Below are 23,687 nucleotides of genomic sequence, written 5' to 3'. Positions count from 1 at the left end.
CGTAGCCAAATGGCTTTGGCTTTGAGAGGATGTCTGAGGTGAGTTCGATGTATTAGGGGACTGAAATCGATGCAGGCTGTGATTGTGGCTGGCGGGAAAGGAACCCGATTGAGACCGTTCACTCTGCGATCGCCCAAACCCCTGCTACCCCTGCTAGAAGTCCCGTTTCTCGAATGGATGGTGTTGCGCTGCAAAGCGGTGGGATTGACGGATATTTCAATTAATGTGGGCTATTTAGGCGAGCAAATCGAGGATTATTTCGGCACAGGCGATCGCTGGGATGTCAAGATTCGCTTCGTGCGGGAAGAGACTCCCCTCGACACGGCAGGGTCTCTGCTACTGGCCAAGCCCTACTTCACGGGGGAGCCGCTGGTGGTGTTTAACGCCGACATCCTCACCGATCTCGATCTCGCCGCCCTGATGGACTGGCATCGCCAGTCGGGAGCTGCAGCCACCCTCACTCTGACCCGCGTGGACGATATCACGGCGTTTGGATTGGTTGAAGTGGATGGCAACTCTCGGATTTTGGCCTTTCGCGAAAAACCCAGCCCGGAAGAAGCAGCCCAGATTTCCACCGACACCATCAATGCGGGCACCTATGTTTTAGAACCCAGTATTTTCGATCGCTATCCTGCGGGCGAACCCCTCAGTTTCGAACGAGCCGTCTTCCCCGGTTTGTTAGAGCGGGGGGAACATATGAGTGCCTTCGTTCACGAGGGCTACTGGCGCGATTTGGGCAAGCCCCCCAGCTATTACCAAGGGCAAATCGATATTCTGGAAAAAACAATGGCTGAATATCCCATCGCCGCTGAAGAACGTTCTCCTGGCGTTTGGATTCATCCCGAGGCTACAGTCGATCCTGACGCAAAACTGCAAGCTCCTTGCTATGTAGGTGCTCGCTCCAAACTAGGCCCCAATGCTTCTCTGCCTGCTGGCACGATTATCAACTCCGATTGTTGGATCGATAGCGCATTACTCCCCGGCGTTTATGCTTCCGGGACCTTAGCAGCTTAATGTCACTTAATTGGATAGGAAGGATTCGATGAGTATGGGTCACATAACGCCTGTCCATCCAGGTGAGGTTCTGCAAGAGGAATTAAACGAACTTGGTATCTCGCAAACGCTTCTTGCCCAACATATAGAAGTTCTACCAAAAACTATCAATGAAATCTGTCGCGGTAAGCAAGGCATCAGTGCAGCAATAGCAATGAGACTTTCCCGTGCGCTGGGAGCCAGTCCGCAGTTTTGGCTCAATCTTCAAAGCAATTGGGAACTCAGCCTGCTTGATGAATCAGACTATCAAGACATCAAACTTGTAACAGCTTAATATTGGAGTTTAGAAGTACGAATCACCTCAGCCCGTTAGCGATCGCCTCCAGCCAGCTCCAAACACAAAATACTACACACCCCTGCTTAAACTGCCTCACTATAGATCTTGGTTGTTTGCAGACCAGTCTTGAATGAAGTCAATGTATTCTGGAATTGGCATCATATTCAAATCTGCATCAGTAAAGTCTTCCGCTTTGCGAGCATCGTAAAAATCTGAAGCGAAGTCGTTAAAGCGATACCAAATACGGGTTGCACCCCTGACTCGCCGAAGGCTAACTGTCTCGACAAACTAGTCTCTAACAGATCGCACTACCTCGTATGCAATAGGAAACTACAGGCTTGACTTCAACCGATCGTGATCGCGTGCTGCTTCAGCTCGTCTAACGAAACGTGCTCTACCGCCAAAGCATGGGTAGCCTCCAATACGACGGGAGGAGCGACCCCATCATCTAGAGCCTCTTTCCAGCGGGAGGCACACAAACACCAGCGATCGCCCGGTTTCAAACCCGGAAAGGAATAGACTGGCGCTGGAGTACTCAAATCGTTGCCCTGGGCTTTGGTATAGGCCAAAAACTCTGCTGTCATCTGGGCGCACACCACATGCATGCCATAGTCGCCCGCCCCCGTTTTGCAAACGCCATCCCGATAAAATCCCGTCATCGGCGACATACAACAGACTTCTAGCGTCGTGCCCAAAACATTTCTTGCCTCAGCCATCTCGATCTCCCACAAATGCAAGCTGCGGATTCGCAGGAGTCACACAACTCCTAACCTCCCGCTGACCCAAGTTTATCCACTTCGAGCTCGCAACACTGGCGCGATCGCCCTTACAATTCGCTCCGAATCGTAAACGAATAATTACTGCCCGGTTCTAGATGATAGTCCCACTGTTCTAAAAACCGACTGAGCGGTTCGCGGATCAAAGCTCGACCTAAAGAGGGTTCCACCTGAAGCTCGCCCCGCTTGAAGCTCCACGAAAACTGCCAAGCCCACTCGTTTGCCTGTACTTCACCCTCAATTTGCCCCGCGTTCCAGCACTGGCGGGTAATACGGACGTGGGCTGTGGTTTGCGGCAGGCGAGGCATCGAGCTGGTCGATTGTAGCAACGCTTAACATACTAATCCGAACGATGCGAGCTGCTGCTGCATTTGCGACACATTGGCTCCGTTTTTTGGCCTCAGCATGCAGATCGTCCCGCCCGTGGATGAATCCGGCGATCGCGTCAATTTCGACAGATAATAGCGTCAGTAGTGCGATACGAGTCGAGGTCATACTGGCATGAGTCAATTGCTTTTACCCGGTCAACCGGTCAAGGTCATTAACCCCAACGATACCTATTTCCGCTTTCAGGGCCAGGTGCAGCGGGTGGTGGATGGCAAAGCTGCCGTGATTTTTGGGGGCGGCAACTGGGAAAAAATCGTCACCTTTAACGTGGACGATCTGCGAGTGTGTCAGTAGATCTATGGGTTCTATCAACCCATGGTCTGTAAATCCAGTTGTCCCTGAGGATTTGGCGGTGCGTCAGAGTTGGTTCGACCCGTTTGTCTGGATTCACGTGGCGGGAATTTTGGTTTTCCCCCTGTGGATGTTGCTGTGTGCCATCGGTCTGGCGACCGGAGACCCCCTCGGTCCGGCGGGCCTGGAAAAAATGGCAATCGCGCTGGCAGGGATACTACCCATTCTGGCAATGCAGTGCTATCGACCCTTCAATATTTTTAGCGTCTTACTCCTCGCCCTACCCCCCCATCAGCTTGCTGACGATCGCCGTCGTATTCTGGCAGCATTTCAAGCTCGCGAACATCGCTGGCTAGCTGCCGCTGTCGCCATTCTGCTGGTTTATTTTTTAAGCGATCTCTATCAGATCTACCCCCTGCTGGAAGGACTATCCCCCATTGCCGACAGTCCGGGTGCGCCCATCAGCCGATTTCTCATTGCCAGCTTGGGTCTTTTGGGGGCGAATTTGTTTTTGCAAGTGCCTCTGGCCACCTTGCGCGTCATGGTGATGGAAGATGGCGAACTGACGGCGATCGCCCCCGTCACCGTTGAAGGTGCGGCGGATGATTTTACAACATTGGGCTGGGAGTGGCCGAACTTGCTCTCGCGCTACGAGCCTGCATCGCCGACAGAGATTGTACCGGCTTCATCAGAAGATGAGTCTACAGAAGATTAGCCTACAGAAGAATCCCAAACTGCCCTGAAGTAGAGATAGCTGATCTCTAAAGTCAGATCGAAAAAAAGGAGAGGACATTTGACCTCTCCCTGCTACTTAATGACAACATTGCGATGGCAAGTTGCTATATCCATCACGATAGACCTAACTAAAATATGTTGCCCCAGGCTCTTACTGCAGAGTTAAATCGCAGAAAGCACAAAATTCTTTGCGCTAGAACGCATGTTTATGCCATACCAACGATACAGACGAACTGTTGCCGCCCGAGCGGGTCGCTCGTGTCAAACTGGTTGAGATGCGGCTTTTGAGGTGAATCGATGGCGAAAATTTACTCCGAACTCACTCCACCGCTAGAGCGGTTCATCGCCAAACAACACCTGTTTTTTACGGGAACGGCCCCCCTGGCGAGCAACGGCAGCATCAATGTCTCTCCCAAGGGTATCGACACCTTTCGCTGCCTGAATAACAACACTGTCGCCTACCTCGACTTGACCGGCAGCGGCAACGAAACTGCCGCTCACCTGAGCGAGAATGGCCGTCTGACCATTATGTTTTGCAGTTTTGCGGAGAAACCCACGATTCTGCGCCTGTATGGCAAAGGGCGAGTAGTGCGATCGCAGGATGCCGACTGGCAAGACCTCTATCGACACTTCGACAGCATTCCTGGAGAGCGCCAGATTGTCGTCCTCGCGATTCAGCGGGTACAAACCTCTTGCGGCTTTGGGGTGCCCCTCTTCGAGTACAAGCAACAGCGGAACGAGTTAATTGCTTGGGCTGAGCGGAAGGGAGCGGAGGGGTTGGAAGCCTATCGCCAGAAAAACAATCAGACGAGCGTTGACGGCTTGCCAGCTTACGATACAGGGCGATCGCCCTCCGAAAGAGTTTGAAGTTCTCGAACTTGACATCGATCCGATCTCTCGCCATCATGTAAAAGCTGAAATCAGCACAGATGCGGGTGTAGCTCAGTGGTAGAGCTTCTCGTTGCCAACGAGACGGTCGAGCGTTCGAATCGCTTCACCCGCTTAAAATCCCAAACTCAGTTCCGATCAAACTTTTGGCGCTTAACCGCATCAACGGCGATCGCTGTTGTATTAGCGCAGTCGAAACCAGTTTCCTCCCTACACAGATATCCTTCGCGAGGGGATATCCTTCGCGAGGGGGATCGAGGGGCAAAATGCAACATTTTGAGATCGTTTGGCAGATGTGCCTGCACGGTAGGCTATTTGTGGGGAAGGGGGACTGACTGACCTCTGGCGATACACTGGGCACCTGATAGTGCCGGAAAAAACTATGACCGAGCAGCTCAAGGGACGGGAAACAGTTGCCATTATTGGAGCGGGTTCGGTGGGCAGCACCCTCGCCCAACGAATCGTCGAACGCGATCTGGCGAATGTGGTGCTGCTGGACACGATCGAAGGCAGGCCGCAGGGGGTCGCCCTCGATCTAATGGAAGCAAGGGCGATCGAACAGCACGATCGCACGGTCATCGGTACCCAAAACTACGCCGATATTGCCGGGGCAGACATTGTTGTCATCACCGCCGGACGCCCTCGCACCCCAGACATGACGCGGGACGAGCTCCTGGGCGTCAACGCCCAGATTGTGGCCAGTGTCACTCGAGAGGCGATCGCCCAAGCCCCCAATGCCACCTTTATTGCCGTCACCAATCCGCTCGATGTCATGACCTACCTGATCTGGAAGGTGAGCGGCCTACCCCGCCAGCAGGTCATGGGTATGGCAGGAGTGCTAGACGCTGCCCGATTTGCCACCTTTGTTGCAATGGAATTGCAGGCATCGGCAGCCGACGTCACCGCAATGGTATTGGGAGGACATGGCGATCTCATGGTGCCGATCCCCCGCTACACCACCGTTCGCGGCATCCCTTTACCGCAGTTATTGCCCGCAGAGAAGATCGCCCAGTTGCTGGAACGCACCCGCGATGGGGGAGCCGAAATTGGTCGGTTGTTAAAAACGGGCAGTGCCTACTACGCTCCATCCTCTTCAGTCGCGCAGATGGTGGAAGCGATTTTGCGCGATCGCCATCGCACCCTGCCCGCAGCCATACCGCTGCAGGGGGAATACGGCATTGACGATCTGTGTATGGGGATTCCCGTGCGCTTGGGACGTAACGGGGTAGAAGCAATTGTAAAGTTGGACCTCACCGATGAGGAATCCAAGGCCCTCCACTCCTCAGCTGAGTCGGTGCGCGCGCAAGTGCAGCGCTTGCCAGACTTGGGCCTATTCTGATGCTGCTGAGATAGCCGCTTTAGCGTAAGGCGATCGCCTCAATCTCCACCCGCACGTCTTTGGGCAGGCGAGCCACTTCCACACAGGAGCGAGCGGGAACAATGCCAGTGAAATAACGGCTATATACCTCGTTCATCGCCGCAAAATCGTTCATATCCGCCAGATAGACCGTGGTTTTAACTGTATTGGCGAGAGAGCTGCCAGCCGCTGCCAAAACTGCTGCCAGATTTTCCAGCACCCGCTCGGTTTGAGCGGCAATGTCGTCAGACACAATCTCGCCCGTAACGGGATCGAGGGCAATTTGGCCGGCCGTGAACACCATCGAGCCCTGCACGGCGATCGCCTGATTGTAAGGACCGACGGGGGCGGGGGCAGCAGAAGTCAGAATCGGAGTGCGGTTGCTGGGGACGGACATGCGGTGGGGGCTCCAAAAGGCGATCGAGCGTTCGCAGACTACTTTAGAGCAATTTTCGGGTGGACGGTATAAGCTCTAATTTTCCAACCTAGAGTCTCCGCTCTCCTTCGGGACAGAATGTATATCGCTAACCGGGAAAATGCTCTATTCAAAAAAGCGTCGCAAGTTAAAGGGATTGAACGGAGCTTCCCGCAGGGGGGGCAAGTGGCGGCGTTCTTCCAGGGCTCTGTAATCTTCGGCGATCGCGTATTCGCACAATTGACGCACCTGCTCGGAACTCCAGCCGTGCCGGTCGAGCAGCGCTCGGACAGCGGCGATCGCGTAAGTCTCTGCCGCCAGAGCATCATCTTGGAGTAGCTTGCCAGCAGCGGTACGGCGGAGAGGCTGACGCTTGCGAACGGCAGGTATGGGTTGGCGGCGAATCTCGTAACCCGACTTAAACCCTCGGGCTCCCAGTTCCCACTGGGCGATGAAATCCTCGGCATCTGCATAGTTTTTACACTCGGCCAAGAGATTGCCATTGACCTTGACCGCGCAGCGCTCCCCATCCAGCATCTCGACCGTCAGAATGGCTTTGCGATTCACAACTATCTCCCCATCGAGCTCGATCCAATTCCTTTGAATTTTAAGGGCAGGCGATCGCCACTGGGCTGCGAGCCAATCGAGCCTTGCCCTCCAGCCAGCAGATTTCTGTTGTACGACTGTTCTACGATCTGTAAAAATTTGGCAAAAGTATCGACGATTTCAGGAGGAATTCGGTTAAGGTGAAAGCGAATTCTAATGTGAGTAACGGCATGGGCGATCGCGGTCCGTACCAAGTGTTGGGCATCTCGGAAGATGCTTCGTTTGAAGAAATTCAAGCCGCGCGCGATCGGCTTGTGAAATCTGCGCGCGAGGCAGAGCAGCAGCGGGTCGAGCAGGCATACGACTCAATCTTGATGCTGCGGCTGCGGCTGCGACAAGAAGGCAAAATTCCGGTGCCCGATCGCATCCGCTACCCCGATCGATCCGTCCCCGCCGAACCCAATTTCAATTCCCCCAACGTTCAAACTAGTTCGCGACCGGGCTGGCTTTCCGGTCTACTCGACACTCCTTCCTCCCGCGACATCCTACTGCCGCTGGGGATTATGTTCGTACTGTTCCTGCTCGCCCTCTTCGATAGTGGCGATCGCCCACCTGCTTGGGCCATGTCGATCTCGTTGCTGGTGTCGCTCTACTTCCTCTATGTCAAGGAGCGCCGCTTTTGGCGATCGGTTTTATTGGCTCTGGGTGGCTTGAGTCTGGGGCTCTTATTTGCCCTAGCGGTGGTCCAAGGCATCGGCTTTGCAGGCAACCCCTCCTCTGCGGTCATCATCGGTCCCACCTTATTGGTGATGTGGATTGTAACGGCCTTTTTACGCTAGCTGCATCTGGGCAGAAACCCCAGATTGGACTGCCCCATTAGACTGAAGGATCGCGACGATTTTGTCAGCAGTGGCGACAGTCCCCCCGCGTTCCCATCAAATAGCCAATAATCTCAATATTCCTACTCAACAGCAGTTGTCGCAGAAGCTACAACTGCTTGGGTTCGTGTCACAATAGTAGAAACTTACTCAAACTCGGAATGATTCCGCTATGGAGCCAGTTGTCGCCAATTCCATCCCGCTTTCCCCCCCCGCACTCGACCGAGTCCTAATTTTTGACACCACCTTGCGAGATGGGGAGCAATCGCCAGGAGCCACCCTCAATGGTGAGGAAAAACTGACCATTGCGCGGCAGCTCGCCCGCTTGGGCGCAGACATTATCGAGGCAGGATTTCCATTTGCCAGTCCGGGGGATTTTGAGGCCGTCCAAAAGATTGCCGAAGAGGTGGGGACTGAGGCAGGACCGACAATTTGCGGTTTAGCGCGGGCCACCCGTCGCGATATCGAAACGGCAGCACAAGCTCTAGCACCGGCAGCGAAGGGGCGCATTCACACGTTTATTGCCACGTCCGATATCCACATGCAGTACAAGCTGCGCAAAACTCGCGCTGAAGTGCTAGCAACAGTGGCAGAGATGGTAGCGTTAGCAGCCTCCCTGATTCCCGATGTGGAGTTTTCACCTGAAGATGCCGGTCGCTCCGATCCCGAATTTCTCTATCAGGTGCTGGAAACCGCCATTCGGGCGGGGGCAAAAACGGTCAATATCCCCGACACGGTGGGCTACACCATGCCCGAAGAGTTCGGTCGCATTATTCGGGGCATCCGCGAGAACGTGCTCAACGCCAGCGATGCCGTCATTTCAGTCCACGGTCACGACGATTTGGGAGTTGCGGTCGCAAACTTTTTAGAAGCCATTAAGAACGGCGCTCGCCAGGTGGAATGCACCATTAACGGCATTGGCGAGCGGGCGGGCAATGCTTCGCTGGAAGAGATTGTGATGGCGTTGCACGTTCGCCGTCCCTATTTCAATCCCTATTTCGGCTTGCCGGTGGAGTCGGAGAAGCCGCTGACGAATATTGTCACGCCAGAGATTTACCGCACCTCGCGGATGGTATCGAACCTGACGGGAATGCTGGTGCAGCCGAACAAGGCGATCGTGGGGGCAAATGCGTTTTCGCACGAGTCGGGCATTCACCAGGATGGGGTGCTCAAACACCGTCAGACCTACGAGATTATGGATGCCCAGACCATTGGCTTGCAGACAAATTCAATTGTGTTGGGTAAGTTGTCGGGTCGGAATGCATTTCGCACTCGCTTGCAGGAGTTGGGCTTCGAGTTGTCGGAGCAGGAGCTCAATAAAGCATTCGTTCGCTTTAAAGAGCTGGCGGATAAGAAGAAGGAAATTTCGGACTTGGATTTAGAGGCGATCGTGAATGACGAGATTCGCCAGATTCCCGAGCTGTTCCGGTTGGAACGGGTGCAGGTCAGTTGTGGCGATCGCGAGATTCCCACAGCAACAGTGACGGTGCTGACTCCCGCTGGAGAGGAACTGACGGATGCAGCGGTGGGAACGGGACCGGTAGATGCGGTGTACGAAGCGATTAATCGATTAGTGCAGGTGCCCAATCGATTGATTGAGTATTCTGTGCAATCGGTGACGGCGGGGATTGATGCGATTGGGGAGGTGACAATTCGCTTGTACCACCAGGGGCTGGGGAAAACGTTTTCGGGTCATGCAGCCAATACCGACATTATTGTGGCGTCGGCGAATGCGTATGTGAATGCCCTCAATCGCTTGTATTTTGCCTTGAGTTCCGAGCCTGCGAGTGCATCTCAGCGGGAGGCAGCCACTCAGAAGGTTTAGGACTATCTGCTCCAGCAAGACGATCTGTTCTGTTTCTGGCTGTTACTTCCCCCTCCCAAGTGTGATGCTGCTGGCGAAATTCATATTCCGAAACATTGGCCATTTGTCTAGATGCCTGTGGCCCCCTTCCCCTAACCCCTACCCCCAACTTTGGGGGCAGGGGAACAAGGCCCCGTAAGGATTTTCGGCTGTTTCTCCCCTCTCCCAAACTTGGGAGAGGGGCCGGGGGTGAGGGCCATGCAGAGGACTTGCACCATGCCAATATTTCTAAATGTTAAATTGGCCAGCAGTATCAAGTGTGGGAGAGGGACTGGGGGCAAGGTCTGAAATTTAAGCTTCAGCCATCAACTCCCGGGCCATGCTCTTAAACCCAGCTAGAGCTGCACCGGGACGGCGTTTGGGGCGAGTCAGGGGTAGCTCGTTGAGGGAGGCAAACTGTACTGGTGCCGCAGGCTCAGCCTCGGTCTCAGTTTCAATCGGGGCATTGGGGTCGACGGGAGTTGACTCGACAGTAGCAGCCACAGTGGCGGCAGGGGTAGAACCTGCAGAGGCACCATCTCCTCTAAACGCGGGCTCGGCAGCAGTGGCAAGGGTGGCGGTGGCAGAAGCTGGATCGGCAGCTTCTGCCTGAGGCCCCGTGAAAGCTCCCAACAGCCCTCCAAACAGGATTTTGAAAAAGTTGGCAATGCCGCCAAACAACGCTTTAAAAAATCTCATAACGGATGTAACTCCTATACCGCTGAGGGGTCAAGCCCCGATTATCACTAGATTATAGGGTTTCTTCCGATCGCATTGGGTCAAAAGCACTGCCCCCGAGCCAGAAAATGCGATCGCAGCCAGGGCTGAAATCCATGAATCTAGGCCCTGAGAACAAAACTCCGCAATGCGATAGCCCTCAGACTCTTCTCAGGGTTCGACACATAACTTCATATCTGTTACGCTCGATACTGGTCTGATTTGCTCGATAGCAACTGACTTCGAGTTGCCTGTGCGACTCAGAGCGGGTGCTTAGATCGCGCCATTCCTCAACCCTCTGTTCGAGATCTCGACCCAAGCAAGGGACTCGGCATTACAGGACAAATCTTTGATGATTGAGAATTCCTCTCTTGCCAGACCTGCTCTGGTTACGGGTGCCAGTCGCGGTATTGGTCGGGCAGTGGCAATGCAGTTGGCTGCATTGGGGGTTCCGGTGGTGGCGATCGCCCGCGACAAGGCGCAGTTGGCAGAAGTGGTGACGGAGATCGAGCAGTCGGGGGGCAAGGCCGTTGCTTATGCGATCGACCTGACCGATTTGGCCACACTCCCCGAACGATTGGACGAGATTGTTGAGGCTCGCGGCCCCTTTCAGATTACGATCGTAAATGCTGGCATGGGATATACCGCAGACATTGCGGATACCCCTCTCCAAGATTGGCAAACAGTGCTCGATCTCAATCTCACAGCAGCATTTGCTTGTATCAAAGCAGTTCTACCCGGCATGAGGGAGCGCCGTAGCGGGCAGATTGCGACCGTGATTTCGATCGCCGGAAAACAGGCTTTTCCCGGGTGGGGGGCGTACTGCGCCAGTAAATTTGGCTTGCTGGGCTTGTCAAAAGCCCTTGCCCAGGAGGAGAGCAAGCACGGCATCCGCGTTACAGCCTTTTGCCCTGGTGCAGTCAATAGCACTCTGTGGGATACCCCCACCGTGCAGGCAGATTTCGACCGGACGCAGATGTTGGATGTGGAAACGGTCGCGTCCGCTCTGATTCAAACTTTGTCCTTACCCCCCAATGCCGTGGTGGACGAGCTGGTGCTGATGCCCAGTGGGGGAACGTTTTAGATTTTGATGCCTGTTGGATTTGTCGCCTGCACGCATCGCTGTATCGCCTAGAGGTAACTCTTGCATGACTGTTGCACAAAACGGTTCTAGCTTTTCGCTCGACAACACCAATCGCTTTGCTGAAGACCTGCTCAGCCCCGCTGACTTCAGTGGCGATCCCGAATCCGATGCCAAAATGGAAGCCGCCGTACAAGTCCTCTTAGAAGGTGTCGGTGAAGATCCCGCCCGCGAAGGTCTGCTCAAGACCCCCAAGCGCGTCGCGAAAGCCCTGAAGTTCCTCACCAGCGGCTACAACCAGTCTCTAGAGGAATTGCTGAATGGAGCTATCTTCGATGTCGGTCACGACGAGATGGTATTGGTGCGCGACATCGATATGTTCAGTATGTGCGAGCATCACATGTTGCCCTTTATGGGTCGGGCACACGTAGCCTATATCCCCAACCAAAAGGTGGTCGGCCTGAGCAAAATTGCTCGCATCGTAGAAATGTATTCCCGCCGCCTGCAGGTGCAAGAGCGCCTCACCCGCCAAATTGCCGAAGCCTTGATGGCAGTACTCGAACCCCAAGGTGTGGCAGTGGTGATTGAAGCCTCCCACATGTGTATGGTGATGCGCGGCGTGCAAAAATCCGGCTCTTGGACTGTAACCAGCTCGATGGTGGGAGCGTTTAAAGAGGAGCAAAAGACGCGGGAAGAGTTTCTCAACTTGATTCGCCACCAGCCCCAGTTTTAGTCGTTTGGGTCTGGCGTTGAGAGAACTTTCTGCCGCTGGGGGACAGTTCCTGCCAGATCTGAGGGGGCTCGCGCCCTCGGAGCCGGAATCTGGTAGCTTGTTGGTATTCGTTTAGGATATTCTCGCCGTGAGCTATATTTTTCAACTCTCTTTATTGGGTCTCGTACTCTACAGCTTTCTATTGGTAGTGGCGGTACCGGTACTGTACAGCTCTGCTACTGAGTCGTCCAAGGGGAACGGCATTATTCTGCTGGGCTCCGCTGTATGGGCAGTGTTTGTGGTGGTGGTAGGCATTCTCAGTCGCTTTGCTTAGGGGGGCGATCGCGCTCCAGCAGGGGAACGGCACTCGATACTGCGATCGGGGCCTGCACGGTTTTAGCGGCAATGGGGCTGCGTCTGGCTGACAGGCTGGGGCAGCCTGTTGTTGCGTAATGGAGGGGTCACATGGCTGTTTTTGAAGGCTCGTTTGTCGCAACGGAGGGGTTGCGATTTGCGATCGCGATCGCCCGTTTTAATGACTTAATTACAGGGAAGTTACTGGCCGGCTGCAAAGATGCCCTCAAGCGTCACGGCATCGATATCGACGAGCAAAGCGGTCAGGTTGACTATGCTTGGGTACCGGGGTGTTTTGAAATCCCGATCGCGGCGCGGCAATTGGTGTCCACACAACGCTACGATGCTGTGATTTGTTTGGGTGCGGTCGTGCGCGGTCAAACCCCCCATTTCGATTACGTTGCCGCCGAAGTGTCGAAGGGGATTGCGGCGATTTCGCTTCAGACCGGAGTCCCGGTTATTTATGGCATTTTGACCACCGATACGATGCAGCAGGCGATCGAGCGGGCTGGGGTGAAGAGCAACCTGGGCTGGAACTACGGCATGGATGCGATCGAAATGGCCACTCTTCTGCCCCAAATTCGGGAGGGCAGCTCGAATGGCGTGTTGGGCGACGGCAATCAAATCCCTCAAGCAGCACTATCCCCGTCGGCAAATGTGGCGGTGGAAGGTTGAGACAGGCCAGACGCCTTTGGATTGCCTTAAAGCTGGACAAGTTAAGGCAGTAGTAGTGCGGGCGGCTCAATGCTATGGGGAATAGAGTGCAACCTAAGCATATTAAGCTTCTTCTAATTCTTTGATGACTAGGATTTGCAGCTCGCCAACTCGCTTGAGATTGATGTCATTGGTCAAGAAAGCTTCGCAGTTAGCTGCAAGAGCTGCCGCTAACTGCAGGAAATCTGGCAAGGAAAGATTGTAACTAGCTCTCAATTGGGCTGCCCTTTGTGCGGCCAGTTCGCCAATGGTCTGAAAGAGAGTATTTTCTGCATTTACGATGGTCCGCTGATAAGCTTGTTGTAGTTTCGTTCGACCCAATCGGTAAGGATGTACCAAGCATTCTGCCAGAGTGACTGGAGAGGTAACTGCCGTTAGCCTCCCTGCTTCAATTCTGTCAAATACTGAGACGACTAGAGATTGATAGATGGGATTGTTTTCTAGGTAGTAGATAACTGGTGCGGTGTCTAGAAACAGGCGGGTGACTCCCTGCAAGGCTGCTTCCACATTCATGCTTTGCGAGGCAAATATTGAGCCCTCAGGTTGTCACCCTCTTGACGGGTTCCCGATACCCACTCCTGAGCATCTTCGCCTATAAGCGGATAGGGAGAGGTACCGCGCACATCACTCCAACATGGGCGAGGGGAACCATTTTGATAAAGCTCTTGAATATTATCTACCAAACTCGAGATGAGCTGAAGTTGTTCTTCAGGGGCAAGCTGTCGGGCTTGTTGAAGGAGTTCCTCAATGCTCATCAGTTGAGTCCTTCGGGCTTCTGGGGTCACGATCGCATTGCGAAGATTGCGATCGCCTCTATCTCGCTTAGAAAGCAGACTGCAGTCACTCTATGTCTAGAGCGTAGAAAACTACTCGCTCGATCGAGTTGTAGGATGGCTAAGGCTTACAAGTTTATTGTACCTTTCAGAGCTAAAGTAGCTACTTCTCAAGATTTTAGCCTAAACCAATAGGGCTTTCACTTTATCGGAGCAGTCTGTGCAAGAGCTAATCGTGTTCAATTGCTGTGGTCCTCAGTATTTTTCAACTCTCTTTATTGGGTCTCGTACTCTACAGCTTTCTATTGGTAGTGGCGGTACCGGTACTGTACAGCTCTGCTACTGAGTCGTCCAAGGGGAACGGCATTATTCTGCTGGGCTCCGCTGTATGGGCAGTGTTTGTGGTGGTGGTAGGCATTCTCAGTCGCTTTGCTTAGGGGGGCGATCGCGCTCCAGCAGGGGAACGGCACTCGATACTGCGATCGGGGCCTGCACGGTTTTAGCGGCAATGGGGCTGCGTCTGGCTGACAGGCTGGGGCAACCTGTTGTTGCGTAATGGAGGGGTCACATGGCTGTTTTTGAAGGCTCGTTTGTCGCAACGGAGGGGTTGCGATTTGCGATCGCGATCGCCCGTTTTAATGACTTAATTACGGGGAAGTTACTGGCCGGTTGTAAAGATGCCCTCAAGCGTCACGGCATTGATATCGACGAGGACGGCGGCCAGGTGGACTATGCTTGGGTGCCGGGGTGTTTTGAAATCCCGATCGCGGCGCGGCAACTGGTGGCCACGCAACGCTACAATGCCGTGATTTGTTTGGGTGCGGTCGTGCGCGGCCAAACCCCCCATTTCGATAATCCCTCAAGCAGCGCTGTCCCCGTCGGCAAATGTGGCGGTGGACGGGTAAGCAATTTCTGACTCGATCGATAAGCATCTCGCACACTCCTTTCGATGAGAGGTCGATGAGAGGTCGATGAGAGGTCGAACTAGATAGTTGACAAAGTTGCACAACTTTGTCAACCTCGAGATAGGCATCGACGAGTTCCACTATGTCTTTAAACACCACAGTTTTAAATACCACATTAGAAGCTGAACTCCAGCATGCAACTGAGTTGGAACGAGCTGTTCTCGTCTCGGTATTGAGTGCAATGCAGCGAGCTAGAAACAATCCCACTCGCTTGCAGTTCCTACAGCGCACGATCGATGTCTCTCTCAAGGCCAGCCAGCAAACAAAATTGACTCCAGAATTTTTACAGCAGAGTGAAGACTTTGACGTCATGGTGCAAGGCATCACTCAACCAGAAGTCCTTAAAGCCCTAGCTCCTGAAGACCCGCTAGCTGCCGCCCGCTTGAAGGGGCATCGAGTCAAGCTCGAGCTGTTGTACCGCGATGGCGACCCACTCTCTAGTGCAGAGGTGGCCCAACTCCTGTGCATCAGCCGTCAAGCTGTTGACAAGCGCCGGAAAAAGCATCAACTGCTAGCGGTTTCCCTCGGGCGACGAGGATATTTTTATCCTGCCGAGCAGTTTCTCGATGGGAGCACATTGCCAGGGTTGGAGAAAGTGCTTGCGGCTCTGCAGGAGTATTCTGCCTGGACGCAACTCATGTTTCTCAAAACTGCCGATGTTCGACTCGAAGGCAAGACGCCTTTGGAGTGTCTTAAGGCCGGACAAGTTGAGGCAGTAGTGCAGGCGGCTCAATGCTATGGGGACCAGAGTGCAGCCTGAAGAGCCACTGTTGCCCCATCCCCATCCAGCCGATGATTTTTTCCTCCGTCCGCTTCCCACAATCGCCTCTTCGGGGCCTTGGTACCGGTTATACTCCACAATCTACGAGCCGCTGTTTTTTAGTCGAAAAGGCAGTGGCAGGTTTGATGGCCCCGAGCAAGGCTATGGAATGTTGTATGTGGGGGAGGATGAGTATTGTGCGTTTATTGAAACGTTTGGGCGCAAACACGGAGCGCGGGGTGTAGAGGAGGCGGCATTATCTCGACGAGGACTGGCCCGGATTGAGTCAAGCCAACCGTTGCGGTTGGCAAACTTGTTAGGAGATGGGCTGGTGAAGCTGGGGGCTGATGCTCGTCTGGCTTCAGGGCCTTATTTGATGTCTAGACTGTGGGCGCAAGCGATTTGGGAACATCCCACACAAGTGGATGGAATTCGCTATCGTTCCCGTCACGATGACACGCGAATTTGTTGTGGGCTCTTCGATCGCTCAGCAGACAAATTTACAAGGGTTGGTGTGAGTAATCTGCTACTAGATTGCCCTCACTTGCTGGCAGAAATCTTAGCTCATTACGATTACGGTCTCCTTTAAATGCTGGGTAACTATGCCCCCAATCGTTGGAATTTAAGGGAATTGGGGTTATCGAGCGTTCGCTACACCAAGAGAAAATTCCTAACCGCGCTTTGCCAGAGCTGTCTGAAACGCTTGCTCGAACTCGGGGCGATCGAGGTTGGTAATGACAAACACCTCTTGCACGGTGGTGCCTTTGCGAGCTTGCAGCTTGAAGCCACCGCGAATCGGCACCGAGATTCTCAGTCGCAAGTTTGACGGTCGGCTGCGCACTTTAGCTAATGCGCCAGGCGTAATGGTTTGAATGCCCGCATAGGTAGCTAATTCTTCTAAGACGGGGATCAGGCCCTCTACGTGGGTGGAATGGTTGAGAACCAGTCGGCCTTTCGGTTTGTTGGCGGGCATCGCTTGGGTGGGGAAGGAGAATGTGAACAAGCATAGCGGCGATCGCCTCTAAATGCGGTGCGATCGAGACGGAGCCTGTCCGATCGCGATCGCCCTCACCGGAGCCGGATATCCTTCAATCGTCTGACTGGCATCGTTTGGATTGAGAAAATTCTCTAACGAATGAAACGTCATCCACTCCGTCTGGCGCTGCTCTTGCGTTGTTGTTGGCGTCACATCCGCAATCCGCACCTGCTCGAAGCCGCAGTCCGACAGCCAGGTTACCAACCTGCGGTGGGAGGGAATGGCCCAAACGTTGCGCATCCGAGCGTAGCGCTGTTCGGGGACGAGGACTTTGTCTTCATGGGAATCGAGCACGAGGGTTTCGAGCGCGAGTTCGCCCCCCGGTCGGAGAGCATCGCGGAGTGTGGCGAGATGTTCGAGGGGCGATCGCCTGTGGTACAGCACCCCCATTGAGAAAGCTGTATCGAAGGCGTGTAGATTGGGTGCGAGCTGTTCGATACCTAAAGGGAGTACGTAAGCATTCGGTTCGGGCAGATAGTGACAGATGGCAGCATATTGCATTGCGAATAGCAGGGAGGGGTCTAAACCGATGACTACCTTTGCTCCAGCCCCCAACATCCGCAGAGCGTAATAGCCATTGCCGCAGCCCACATCCAACACCGTCCGTCCTGTGAGGGGCTGAATATAAGGTTTCAGGCGATGCCATTTCCAATCGGAGCGCCATTCTGCATCGATATGAATGCCAAATAGATGAAAGGGCCCCTTGCGCCAGGGATGAAGCTGCTTCAAAGCAGTGACTAGCTGCTGTTGTGTGGGGGCATCCATATCCTCAGCTACGCCAATGCGGACGGCATCGAGCAAGTCGATTTCACTCGGTCGAGCGCAGGGGAGTTGGGCGATCGCCTCTCGCCACCGTCCCAAATGACCGTGGCGCTGCGGCTGGAGGGCAGCTTCAACTTGCTGGGATAGGGTGTCCAGCCAGGAATGTGCTGGAGACGCAGCCAGTCGGTCGTAGAGTGGGGTGTAGTCAAACATGCGAGAGGTATGCAGATTTTTGCCTCCGCCAGTGTAGGCTGTGCCACGATCGGATTGTCAGGACACTCAACGGAGAACGCGAGTTTGGAACCAGTGGGCAATTCGATTGAGAGTTCGAATGCGGGTTGGTCGTTTGCGGGCGAGACCAGCGAGCATTTCGAAGAGCACGTCCGGCGATCGGTTCCTTTGTATGCCTTGGGGCACGAGTTGGTGGCGTCGATTTCCGATTTCTTTTTATCGCAGGGATCGCACTGTTACGACCTCGGCTGCGCGACGGGGACATTAACTGCGCTATTAGCTCAACGGCATAGCGGCAAACAGATTCAGTTTGTGGGCATTGATGCCGAGATGGATATGGTGCGGCGATCGCAACAGCGGTGTCGCGCGTTTGCCAATGTAAAGATTCGCTGTGAAGACGCGATCGAGCTGGAGTTCGAACCCGCCGATCTCGTCGTGGCTTACTACACTATGCAGTTTGTCAAACCGAAACACCGGCAGGAGCTATTCAGTCGCATCTATAAAGCGCTAAATTGGGGCGGTGGCTTTCTGCTGTTCGAAAAGGTGCGCGGTCCTGACGCCCGCTTTCAAGACATGATGAGTGCCATTTATACAGACTTCAAATTGTCCCAAGGGTTTACGGGCAACGAGATTGTCGCCAAAAACCGCAGCCTCAAAGGTATTTTGGAGCCCTTTTCCACTGCTGGCAATCTCGGCTTATTGCAGCGGGCTGGCTTTGAAGACATTACTACGGTGATGAAGTACCTCTGTTTTGAAGGGTTTTTAGCCATTAAGTAAGTTCGAGTGAATTAGCGCGATCGCCCATGAGTTCCTCTCTCCCCCAGCCTCAAAAAAAATCCATTGTGGTGGCATCTGCCTATAAGTTCGTGCAGTTGGACAACTGCGAGCAGATGCGCGATCGCCTCCTGCAGTTTTGTCAGTCCCAAGGGCTGAAGGGGACTCTGCTACTGGCGAGTGAGGGGATTAATGGAACTGTTGCCGGTCCCCAAACTAGTGTCGATAACTTGCTGCAGTTCTTTCGAGACGATCCGAGATTTTCCGATCTCAATCCCAAGCTTTCACGCGCAGACGAGGCTCCCTTTCACCGAATGAAGGTGAAGGTCAAGGCTGAAATCGTGACAATGGGAGTAGAGGCGATCGATCCGTCTCGGCAGACAGGGGTGCATGTCGATCCACAGGATTGGAATGCTTTAATTCGCGATCCAGAAGTGTTGACGATCGATACCCGAAACCAGTACGAATATGCGATCGGCACCTTCCAAAATGCCATCCCCTCCTGCAGCGACAACTTCCACGAATTCCCTCAGTTTGTCAGCGAGAATCTCGACCCTCGCCAGCACCGCAAAATCGCCATGTTTTGCACGGGTGGCATCCGTTGCGAAAAGGCTAGCGCTTATTTACTCGAACGGGGGTTTGAGGAAGTTTATCAACTGAATGGCGGCATTTTGAACTATTTAGAAGAACAATCTGCCGAGAACTCTTTCTGGGAAGGGGAGTGTTTTGTGTTCGATGCTCGCGTGGCCGTGACCGATAAACTCGAACCGGGCAGTCACATCATGTGTTATGCCTGCCGCCGTCCGCTCTCCGAACGGGACTGCCAATCGGAACAATATCAACCGGGTGTTGCTTGTCCCTATTGTTGCGATCGCCTCTCGGAGTCACAACGGGCCAGCTTTGTGGAACGCTGGCGTCAGGCCCAAATCGCCGAGAGTCGCAAGCAGAAACATGTTGGAGCTCTAATGCCAGACCGACAACCGCTGGCTAAACCGATATCGGGGGATGTGTTGAAGGGGCGAGCTCCAGACTGAAAGCGTGTTTGGGTCAGGAGGCATAGAATTCGAGCTACAGAGGTTGAGGATTGACTGTGGCCTTGAGCGATTTGACAGTAGAACAGCAGCAGGCAGTATTGAGGGCGCTGTATAACGCTTTCGATCCGCGCGAACCATTGCCTGCCGGGAGTCAAGACTATGTGAACTGTCGGGAGGTGCGCGGCGATGAAGATGTGTTTGTATTGGGAAAGGCAGTTTGTCTGTCCGATCGCAAGATCTGCCGTCTCTATACGGGGCATCGAGGAGCAGGGAAATCAACGGAGTTGTTGCGGTTGCAGCAGTATTTGGAAGAGCGCGGGTTTCGGGTTGTTTATTTTTCTGCGGTGGAAGATGATATCAATCCAGAAGACGCCAAGTATATAGATATTTTATTGGCTTGCACGCGGCAAATCTTGGAGCAGTTGCAGGAGATTGCCAACCCCAACCCAGTGCTGGAATGGTTAAGAGGTCGTTGGACAGAATTAAAAGAATTTGTGCTGACTGACGTTGCTTTTGAGAAGCTATCGGTCACTGCGCAGATCTCTCAGTTTGCCAAGTTGACTGCCATTATTCGAGCTGAGCCGGATAGACGCAAACAAATTCGGCAGAGGGTAAGTCCGCATACAACAACGCTGATTGAAGCTTTGAATCAGTTTATTCGGGAGGCGAAGCAGAAGCTGGCCGAGGAGCAGAAGGAGTTGGTGGCGATCGCAGACAGTTTAGATCGGATTGTTCCAGACCGGCAGGAGGATGGCAAGACGAACCTGGATGAGATTTTTATCGATCGCAGCGACCAACTGAAAGGGCTAGAGTGTCACTCGATCTATACGATTCCGCTGTCGATGGTGTATTCGCAGCGGGCGAACATTTTGCGAGAGATTTATGGACCGTTGCAACATTTGCCGATGGTGATGGTGCGGACGGAGCAGGGGGAGACCTATGCTAATGGGTTGGAGAAGATGCAGGAGGTAGTGAAGAGGCGAGTCAAGCGAAGTTTGCTGGGACTTGGATTGGAGCTGGATGTGGCAACCGAGGTGTTTGACGAGCTAGAGACGCTGAATGGGCTGTGTTTGATGAGTGGGGGACACGCCCGCAATCTTCTGCTGTTAATGCAAGAGGCGATTCTGCGGACGGATGAATTGCCGATTGGCGAGCGGGCAGTGCGTCGAGCGATTATGGAGGTGCGGGATGTGTTTCGGCGGACGGTGCAGGATGGACAATGGACCTTGCTGGCTGAGGTGGAGCGGCGCAAGCAGTTAACAAATCGAGATGCTTATCGAGACTTGTTGTTCAATCGCTGTATTTTGGAATATCGGTATTTGGATGATGACGATGCTCTCAAATGTTGGTATGACGTACATCCGGTGATTCGAGGAATTCAGGAGTTTCAGCAGGCATTGGAACAGTATGACGGCAAGTCTGACTAAGTGGGATAGAGAAGAAGGGCTGACGCGAGAGGCGGAAGACGATTATCGAGCGCTAGTGCGGGGTGTGCGGCGTAGTGAGGGGTTTGGGTTGTTGTTCGTTCGATGCGCTCCGGTGGTGGGGGAGCGGACGATCGCGCGGCTCAGGAAAGATGTACCCGAGAAGCGGCTTGAGGTGCTTCGGTTTGAGGAGCCGATTGATAGCTTATTGCCAATTGTGGAGGGATTGGAGAATTTAGATGAGATTGATGTTCTCGTTATTGCAGGGTTAGAGAAGTCGTTTGAGCCTTATATTCATCCGGGGTATGGAGGCCAAGGGGATTATTACAAGGAAGACTCGGTGCCTCGGGTGTTGGGGGCGTTGAATTTGCATCGAGAGACGTTTCGGAATCGGTTCGAGATCTGTTTTGTGTTTTTGCTACCGTTGTTCGGGCTGAAGTATTTCATGTTTCGAGCACCGGATTTTTTTGATTGGCGGTCTGGTTTGTTTGAAATTCCAATGGAACAAGAGGAAATCGCACAGAATTTCTTGCGACTCTTACTTGAGGGAGTTGATTCCAATTATCAGGCTCTCAGTCTGGATAAAAGATCGGCCAAGATTGCCAAAATTCAGAACTTATTATGCGAGGAGCGGCTTACTGAGGAACTTCAAGCAAAACTTTTCTTTGAACAGTCACTTGTTTTTGGAGACGTAGAAGAATACGAAGAAGCCATCGCTTCATTAGACAAAGCTATAGAATTCAATCCAAACTTTTACCAAGCCTGGAACAACCGGGGCCTCGCTTTATATAAACTAGGTAGATATGAGCAAGCTATCATCTCATTAGACAAAGCGCTTGAAATCAATTCGGATCTATATGAAGCCTGGTACAACAGAGGTCTAACCTTGCATGAATTAGGCAGATATGAGGAGTCAATTGTTGCTTACGACAAAGCGATTGCAATCAAGCCAAACTCTCATGAAGCATGCTTCAATAGAGGTAATACGTTGCGTCAGTTGGGTCGCAATCGTGAAGCAATTTCCTCATACGATAATGCTATCATGTGTAAGCCAGACTACTACGAGGCATTATGCAATAGAGGAAGTACTCTAAGTCAATCTGGGCAAATAGAAGAGGCAATCTCCTCCTATGATAAGGCTGTTTCCATCAAGCCAGACTTCCATGAATGTTGGTGCAACCGTGGTAATTTGCTGTCTAAGATAGGTCGATATGATGAAGCTATTGACTCTTATGAAAAGGCTCTTTCAATCAATCCCAACTCCCAGAAAGCTTTATTCAATAAAGCATGTACTTTGGCACTCTCAAATCAAGTAGATAGGGCTCTGGGGCACTTGGAGCAGGCAATTCAGTTAGATGCGGGAAATAGAGAGTTAGCAAAGACAGATTCCGATTTTGATAGAATGCGATCGCACCCCCGCTTCCAAGCTCTCGTCTGTGGAACGCCAGAACAGACAACTGTCGAGAATGTAGCGGAGGGGTAATCGGTTCTGACGAGCGAATTTGTCAAGCCTGTTTGGTCTCGACCACAAGGGTAATACTCTCCAAATTGCCCCGATCGCCGTAGCGCCGAATTAAGCGCTGCCGCTGAGTGGGTGCATGCAACCAGCCTGCTTCCAGAAAAAAGGAACGCACTCTAGGAATGGCGAGGGGGACTGTGGCCGAACTACCGTCCTCTAGCAACAACACCTGCACGGCATTGGCGCTCTCGTCGAAAAGAAGGGTTCGATCCTGAATGCGGGCCGAGGAAGTCATTTCGCCAGTGGGGAATCGAGTGGTTTGCCAAAGTCGATCGCCATCGCGAGACACCTGCAATTGGGTGGAGTAGCGCTCGGTGGGGCGATCGCCGACATAGTGGGTAATGGCCTCGCCCTGCCAGTCTCCCAACAGTGCCTCAATCGTCAGGGCGGGTTGCTCGGAGGCATTGCTGCCCACTCGATATTCCCGAATAGTTGTGATGCGGGGGAGTTGTGCCCCTGGTTTGTAAAGCTGAACCTGGCGGTGGCGGCGATCGCCCGCAATAAACCCAAACTCCGCACCAAACTCAGCCAGAGGACTGAACTGCAGCGATCCTTGCACAAAAGCTCCCGTCTCAAAGAAGGCGAGCTTTGGATCGACGTTATCGAATGCGATCGCAAACTCGATATGTCTCTCTCGTGTCCCCGTCAGGGCATCGAACACCTCCAACTCCAGTTGAACCTGTCGGGCGTCATTCCGCTCTTTCAACTGCAATAAAGAGGGAGACTCTCGCACAATCTCACCCGTAGGAGACAGTTGAGCAAACGATCCTCGCCACTCTCCCAAGTTCAACTTGCAATAATCCCACTGTTCGCTGGTCCCCAAAGGTCTCTCTGTATCGGTTCGCCAAAAATAATCGGTTCGCCAAAAATAATATAGACATGCCCCGCGATCGCGAGGCAAACCAGGATGGAGATTGAAGTGCCTGAATGAATTAAGCGGCCACCTTATCGAGCACTGCCTGCACTCGCTTGCGGAACTCCCCTTTCATGTGGCCTCCTTTGATTTCCCCTAGGATGTCGAACTCTCCTTCGGGATTGTCGCAGACAAAGTAAGTGGGCCATCCCATACTGGCTTTATCGGGATATTGAGAAATCAGGATGTCGCGGTACTGGCGATAGGTCTTGCCATCTTGCAGCTTGACATCGATGAACCGCAAGCCCAATTCACCTGCAACCTTGCTATCAAAATGGGACATTCTGTGGCAAATGCCGCATTCAGTCGATGAAAACTTAATCAGAGCGCGATCCACAGTCGGAAATCCTCCAAGACAAACAGGCTTAATTTGGATGCAAATATTATTTTCAGTATGTCACGAAGTATGTGGTTCGATGAAGCTCGATAACAGACTGGCCTCCATTCCCGAACCTAATTGCCTCACTTCTGG

Annotated in this window: 30 protein-coding genes, 1 tRNA gene and 1 pseudogene; 21 read left to right on the top strand and 11 right to left on the bottom strand. The window is 53.2% G+C overall.

Annotated elements, in window-relative coordinates; translation table 11 throughout:
- Positions 1 to 69 precede the first annotated feature (69 nt).
- Positions 70 to 1,014, top strand: a complete 945-nt coding sequence (locus SYN7336_RS13930) for an NDP-sugar synthase (RefSeq protein WP_017326564.1) — start codon at positions 70 to 72, stop codon at positions 1,012 to 1,014.
- A 28-nt stretch (positions 1,015 to 1,042) separates the two neighbouring features.
- Complete coding sequence (locus tag SYN7336_RS13925; RefSeq protein ID WP_017326563.1) at positions 1,043 to 1,327, top strand: HigA family addiction module antitoxin; 285 nt, start codon at positions 1,043 to 1,045, stop codon at positions 1,325 to 1,327.
- Between the two features lie 347 nt (positions 1,328 to 1,674).
- On the opposite strand, the gene SYN7336_RS13920 is transcribed toward SYN7336_RS13925, so the two are convergent.
- Together SYN7336_RS13920 and SYN7336_RS13915 are read right to left on the bottom strand one after the other, a co-directional pair.
- Entirely contained in the window at positions 1,675 to 2,046 is a 372-nt protein-coding gene (locus SYN7336_RS13920; protein ID WP_026100998.1) for a DUF2237 family protein, read from the bottom strand.
- A gap of 110 nt (positions 2,047 to 2,156) precedes the next feature.
- Entirely contained in the window at positions 2,157 to 2,414 is a 258-nt protein-coding gene (locus tag SYN7336_RS13915; protein ID WP_017326561.1) for a DUF3146 family protein, read from the bottom strand.
- A gap of 193 nt (positions 2,415 to 2,607) precedes the next feature.
- Here SYN7336_RS13915 and SYN7336_RS25945 point away from each other — a divergent pair, with 193 nt between their 5' ends.
- The 5 genes from SYN7336_RS25945 (at position 2,608) to mdh (ending at position 5,746) form a co-directional block, all read left to right on the top strand.
- Positions 2,608 to 2,787, top strand: a complete 180-nt coding sequence (locus SYN7336_RS25945; protein WP_017326560.1) for an NAD(P)H dehydrogenase subunit NdhS — start codon at positions 2,608 to 2,610, stop codon at positions 2,785 to 2,787.
- 58 nt (positions 2,788 to 2,845) lie between these two features.
- On the top strand, positions 2,846 to 3,499 hold the full coding sequence (locus SYN7336_RS25940; protein ID WP_162139108.1) for a low-complexity tail membrane protein: 654 nt from the start codon (positions 2,846 to 2,848) through the stop codon (positions 3,497 to 3,499).
- 317 nt (positions 3,500 to 3,816) lie between these two features.
- Entirely contained in the window at positions 3,817 to 4,386 is a 570-nt protein-coding gene (locus SYN7336_RS13900; protein ID WP_017326558.1) for a pyridoxamine 5'-phosphate oxidase family protein, read from the top strand.
- A gap of 64 nt (positions 4,387 to 4,450) precedes the next feature.
- Positions 4,451 to 4,522, top strand: a tRNA-Gly gene (locus SYN7336_RS13895).
- A gap of 267 nt (positions 4,523 to 4,789) precedes the next feature.
- On the top strand, positions 4,790 to 5,746 hold the full coding sequence (gene mdh, locus SYN7336_RS13890; protein ID WP_017326557.1) for a malate dehydrogenase: 957 nt from the start codon (positions 4,790 to 4,792) through the stop codon (positions 5,744 to 5,746).
- A gap of 19 nt (positions 5,747 to 5,765) precedes the next feature.
- Here mdh and SYN7336_RS13885 read toward each other — a convergent pair whose 3' ends face one another.
- Both SYN7336_RS13885 and SYN7336_RS13880 read right to left on the bottom strand, forming a co-directional pair.
- Entirely contained in the window at positions 5,766 to 6,161 is a 396-nt protein-coding gene (locus SYN7336_RS13885; RefSeq protein WP_017326556.1) for a RidA family protein, read from the bottom strand.
- Between the two features lie 144 nt (positions 6,162 to 6,305).
- Positions 6,306 to 6,746, bottom strand: coding sequence for a hypothetical protein (locus SYN7336_RS13880; protein ID WP_017326555.1), 441 nt, complete (start codon positions 6,744 to 6,746; stop codon positions 6,306 to 6,308).
- 179 nt (positions 6,747 to 6,925) lie between these two features.
- Here SYN7336_RS13880 and SYN7336_RS13875 point away from each other — a divergent pair, with 179 nt between their 5' ends.
- Together SYN7336_RS13875 and SYN7336_RS13870 are read left to right on the top strand one after the other, a co-directional pair.
- On the top strand, positions 6,926 to 7,564 hold the full coding sequence (locus SYN7336_RS13875; protein ID WP_227498510.1) for a CPP1-like family protein: 639 nt from the start codon (positions 6,926 to 6,928) through the stop codon (positions 7,562 to 7,564).
- 211 nt (positions 7,565 to 7,775) lie between these two features.
- A complete protein-coding gene (locus tag SYN7336_RS13870; RefSeq protein WP_017326552.1) occupies positions 7,776 to 9,428 on the top strand; it encodes a 2-isopropylmalate synthase in 1,653 nt (550 codons plus the stop codon).
- Positions 9,429 to 9,758: 330 nt separating this feature from the next.
- Here the strand turns inward: SYN7336_RS13870 and SYN7336_RS13865 are convergent, their stop codons facing one another.
- Positions 9,759 to 10,145, bottom strand: coding sequence for a hypothetical protein (locus SYN7336_RS13865; protein ID WP_017326551.1), 387 nt, complete (start codon positions 10,143 to 10,145; stop codon positions 9,759 to 9,761).
- 370 nt (positions 10,146 to 10,515) lie between these two features.
- Here SYN7336_RS13865 and SYN7336_RS13855 point away from each other — a divergent pair, with 370 nt between their 5' ends.
- The 4 genes from SYN7336_RS13855 (at position 10,516) to ribH (SYN7336_RS13840) (ending at position 12,985) form a co-directional block, all read left to right on the top strand.
- On the top strand, positions 10,516 to 11,247 hold the full coding sequence (locus SYN7336_RS13855; RefSeq protein ID WP_017326550.1) for an SDR family oxidoreductase: 732 nt from the start codon (positions 10,516 to 10,518) through the stop codon (positions 11,245 to 11,247).
- 64 nt (positions 11,248 to 11,311) lie between these two features.
- A complete protein-coding gene (folE, locus tag SYN7336_RS13850; protein ID WP_017326549.1) occupies positions 11,312 to 11,977 on the top strand; it encodes a GTP cyclohydrolase I FolE in 666 nt (221 codons plus the stop codon).
- A gap of 127 nt (positions 11,978 to 12,104) precedes the next feature.
- Positions 12,105 to 12,290, top strand: a complete 186-nt coding sequence (psbZ, locus tag SYN7336_RS13845) for a photosystem II reaction center protein PsbZ (RefSeq protein WP_017326548.1) — start codon at positions 12,105 to 12,107, stop codon at positions 12,288 to 12,290.
- 131 nt (positions 12,291 to 12,421) lie between these two features.
- A complete protein-coding gene (gene ribH, locus SYN7336_RS13840; protein ID WP_017326547.1) occupies positions 12,422 to 12,985 on the top strand; it encodes a 6,7-dimethyl-8-ribityllumazine synthase in 564 nt (187 codons plus the stop codon).
- Between the two features lie 102 nt (positions 12,986 to 13,087).
- Here ribH (SYN7336_RS13840) and SYN7336_RS13835 read toward each other — a convergent pair whose 3' ends face one another.
- Positions 13,088 to 13,537 (bottom strand): PIN domain-containing protein, encoded by a 450-nt coding sequence (locus SYN7336_RS13835; protein WP_017326546.1) that lies wholly within the window; start codon positions 13,535 to 13,537, stop codon positions 13,088 to 13,090.
- Entirely contained in the window at positions 13,534 to 13,779 is a 246-nt protein-coding gene (locus SYN7336_RS28955) for a hypothetical protein (protein WP_071590896.1), read from the bottom strand. Before SYN7336_RS28955 ends, SYN7336_RS13835 begins: the two co-directional genes overlap by 4 nt.
- A gap of 266 nt (positions 13,780 to 14,045) precedes the next feature.
- On the opposite strand from SYN7336_RS28955, the gene psbZ (SYN7336_RS13825) reads away from it, so the two are divergent.
- From psbZ (SYN7336_RS13825) to SYN7336_RS13810, 4 genes and pseudogenes are all read left to right on the top strand, one after another.
- The gene (gene psbZ, locus SYN7336_RS13825; RefSeq protein ID WP_017326544.1) at positions 14,046 to 14,234 is read left to right on the top strand and encodes a photosystem II reaction center protein PsbZ; all 189 of its coding nucleotides are present in this window, start codon (positions 14,046 to 14,048) and stop codon (positions 14,232 to 14,234) included.
- Between the two features lie 131 nt (positions 14,235 to 14,365).
- A pseudogene (ribH, locus tag SYN7336_RS25935) lies at positions 14,366 to 14,662 on the top strand (6,7-dimethyl-8-ribityllumazine synthase); the annotation flags it as partial.
- A 182-nt stretch (positions 14,663 to 14,844) separates the two neighbouring features.
- On the top strand, positions 14,845 to 15,522 hold the full coding sequence (locus SYN7336_RS13815) for a hypothetical protein (protein WP_017326542.1): 678 nt from the start codon (positions 14,845 to 14,847) through the stop codon (positions 15,520 to 15,522).
- Entirely contained in the window at positions 15,500 to 16,111 is a 612-nt protein-coding gene (locus SYN7336_RS13810; RefSeq protein ID WP_017326541.1) for an RES family NAD+ phosphorylase, read from the top strand. The genes SYN7336_RS13815 and SYN7336_RS13810 overlap by 23 nt, the downstream gene beginning before the upstream one ends.
- A gap of 81 nt (positions 16,112 to 16,192) precedes the next feature.
- On the opposite strand, the gene SYN7336_RS13805 is transcribed toward SYN7336_RS13810, so the two are convergent.
- Positions 16,193 to 16,495, bottom strand: a complete 303-nt coding sequence (locus SYN7336_RS13805) for a DUF2103 domain-containing protein (protein WP_026100996.1) — start codon at positions 16,493 to 16,495, stop codon at positions 16,193 to 16,195.
- 48 nt (positions 16,496 to 16,543) lie between these two features.
- Positions 16,544 to 17,533: a tRNA 5-methoxyuridine(34)/uridine 5-oxyacetic acid(34) synthase CmoB gene (gene cmoB, locus SYN7336_RS13800; RefSeq protein WP_017326539.1), complete on the bottom strand. Its 990-nt coding sequence runs from the start codon at positions 17,531 to 17,533 to the stop codon at positions 16,544 to 16,546.
- A gap of 9 nt (positions 17,534 to 17,542) precedes the next feature.
- On the opposite strand from cmoB, the gene SYN7336_RS13795 reads away from it, so the two are divergent.
- Genes SYN7336_RS13795 through SYN7336_RS25930 form a run of 4 tightly spaced genes read left to right on the top strand, consistent with a single transcriptional unit; the run spans position 17,543 to position 22,266 of the window.
- Positions 17,543 to 18,328: a methyltransferase domain-containing protein gene (locus tag SYN7336_RS13795; RefSeq protein ID WP_017326538.1), complete on the top strand. Its 786-nt coding sequence runs from the start codon at positions 17,543 to 17,545 to the stop codon at positions 18,326 to 18,328.
- A 26-nt stretch (positions 18,329 to 18,354) separates the two neighbouring features.
- Complete coding sequence (locus tag SYN7336_RS13790) at positions 18,355 to 19,359, top strand: rhodanese-related sulfurtransferase (RefSeq protein ID WP_017326537.1); 1,005 nt, start codon at positions 18,355 to 18,357, stop codon at positions 19,357 to 19,359.
- A gap of 56 nt (positions 19,360 to 19,415) precedes the next feature.
- Complete coding sequence (locus SYN7336_RS13785; RefSeq protein WP_017326536.1) at positions 19,416 to 20,786, top strand: P-loop NTPase fold protein; 1,371 nt, start codon at positions 19,416 to 19,418, stop codon at positions 20,784 to 20,786.
- Positions 20,767 to 22,266 carry a tetratricopeptide repeat protein gene (locus SYN7336_RS25930; RefSeq protein ID WP_017326535.1) on the top strand — a complete coding sequence of 500 codons (1,500 nt, stop codon included), beginning with the start codon at positions 20,767 to 20,769 and terminating at the stop codon, positions 22,264 to 22,266. Before SYN7336_RS13785 ends, SYN7336_RS25930 begins: the two co-directional genes overlap by 20 nt.
- Positions 22,267 to 22,288: 22 nt before the next feature.
- Here the strand turns inward: SYN7336_RS25930 and SYN7336_RS13775 are convergent, their stop codons facing one another.
- The gene (locus SYN7336_RS13775; protein WP_026100993.1) at positions 22,289 to 23,125 is read right to left on the bottom strand and encodes a DUF3598 family protein; all 837 of its coding nucleotides are present in this window, start codon (positions 23,123 to 23,125) and stop codon (positions 22,289 to 22,291) included.
- A 109-nt stretch (positions 23,126 to 23,234) separates the two neighbouring features.
- Entirely contained in the window at positions 23,235 to 23,498 is a 264-nt protein-coding gene (locus SYN7336_RS13770) for a hypothetical protein (RefSeq protein ID WP_017326533.1), read from the bottom strand.
- Between the last annotated feature and the right edge of the window lie 189 nt (positions 23,499 to 23,687).

The sequence above is a fragment of the Synechococcus sp. PCC 7336 genome (assembly GCF_000332275.1).
GTDB lineage: Bacteria > Cyanobacteriota > Cyanobacteriia > Thermostichales > PCC-7336 > PCC-7336.
This window is presented reverse-complemented; position numbering and strand designations above follow the sequence as displayed.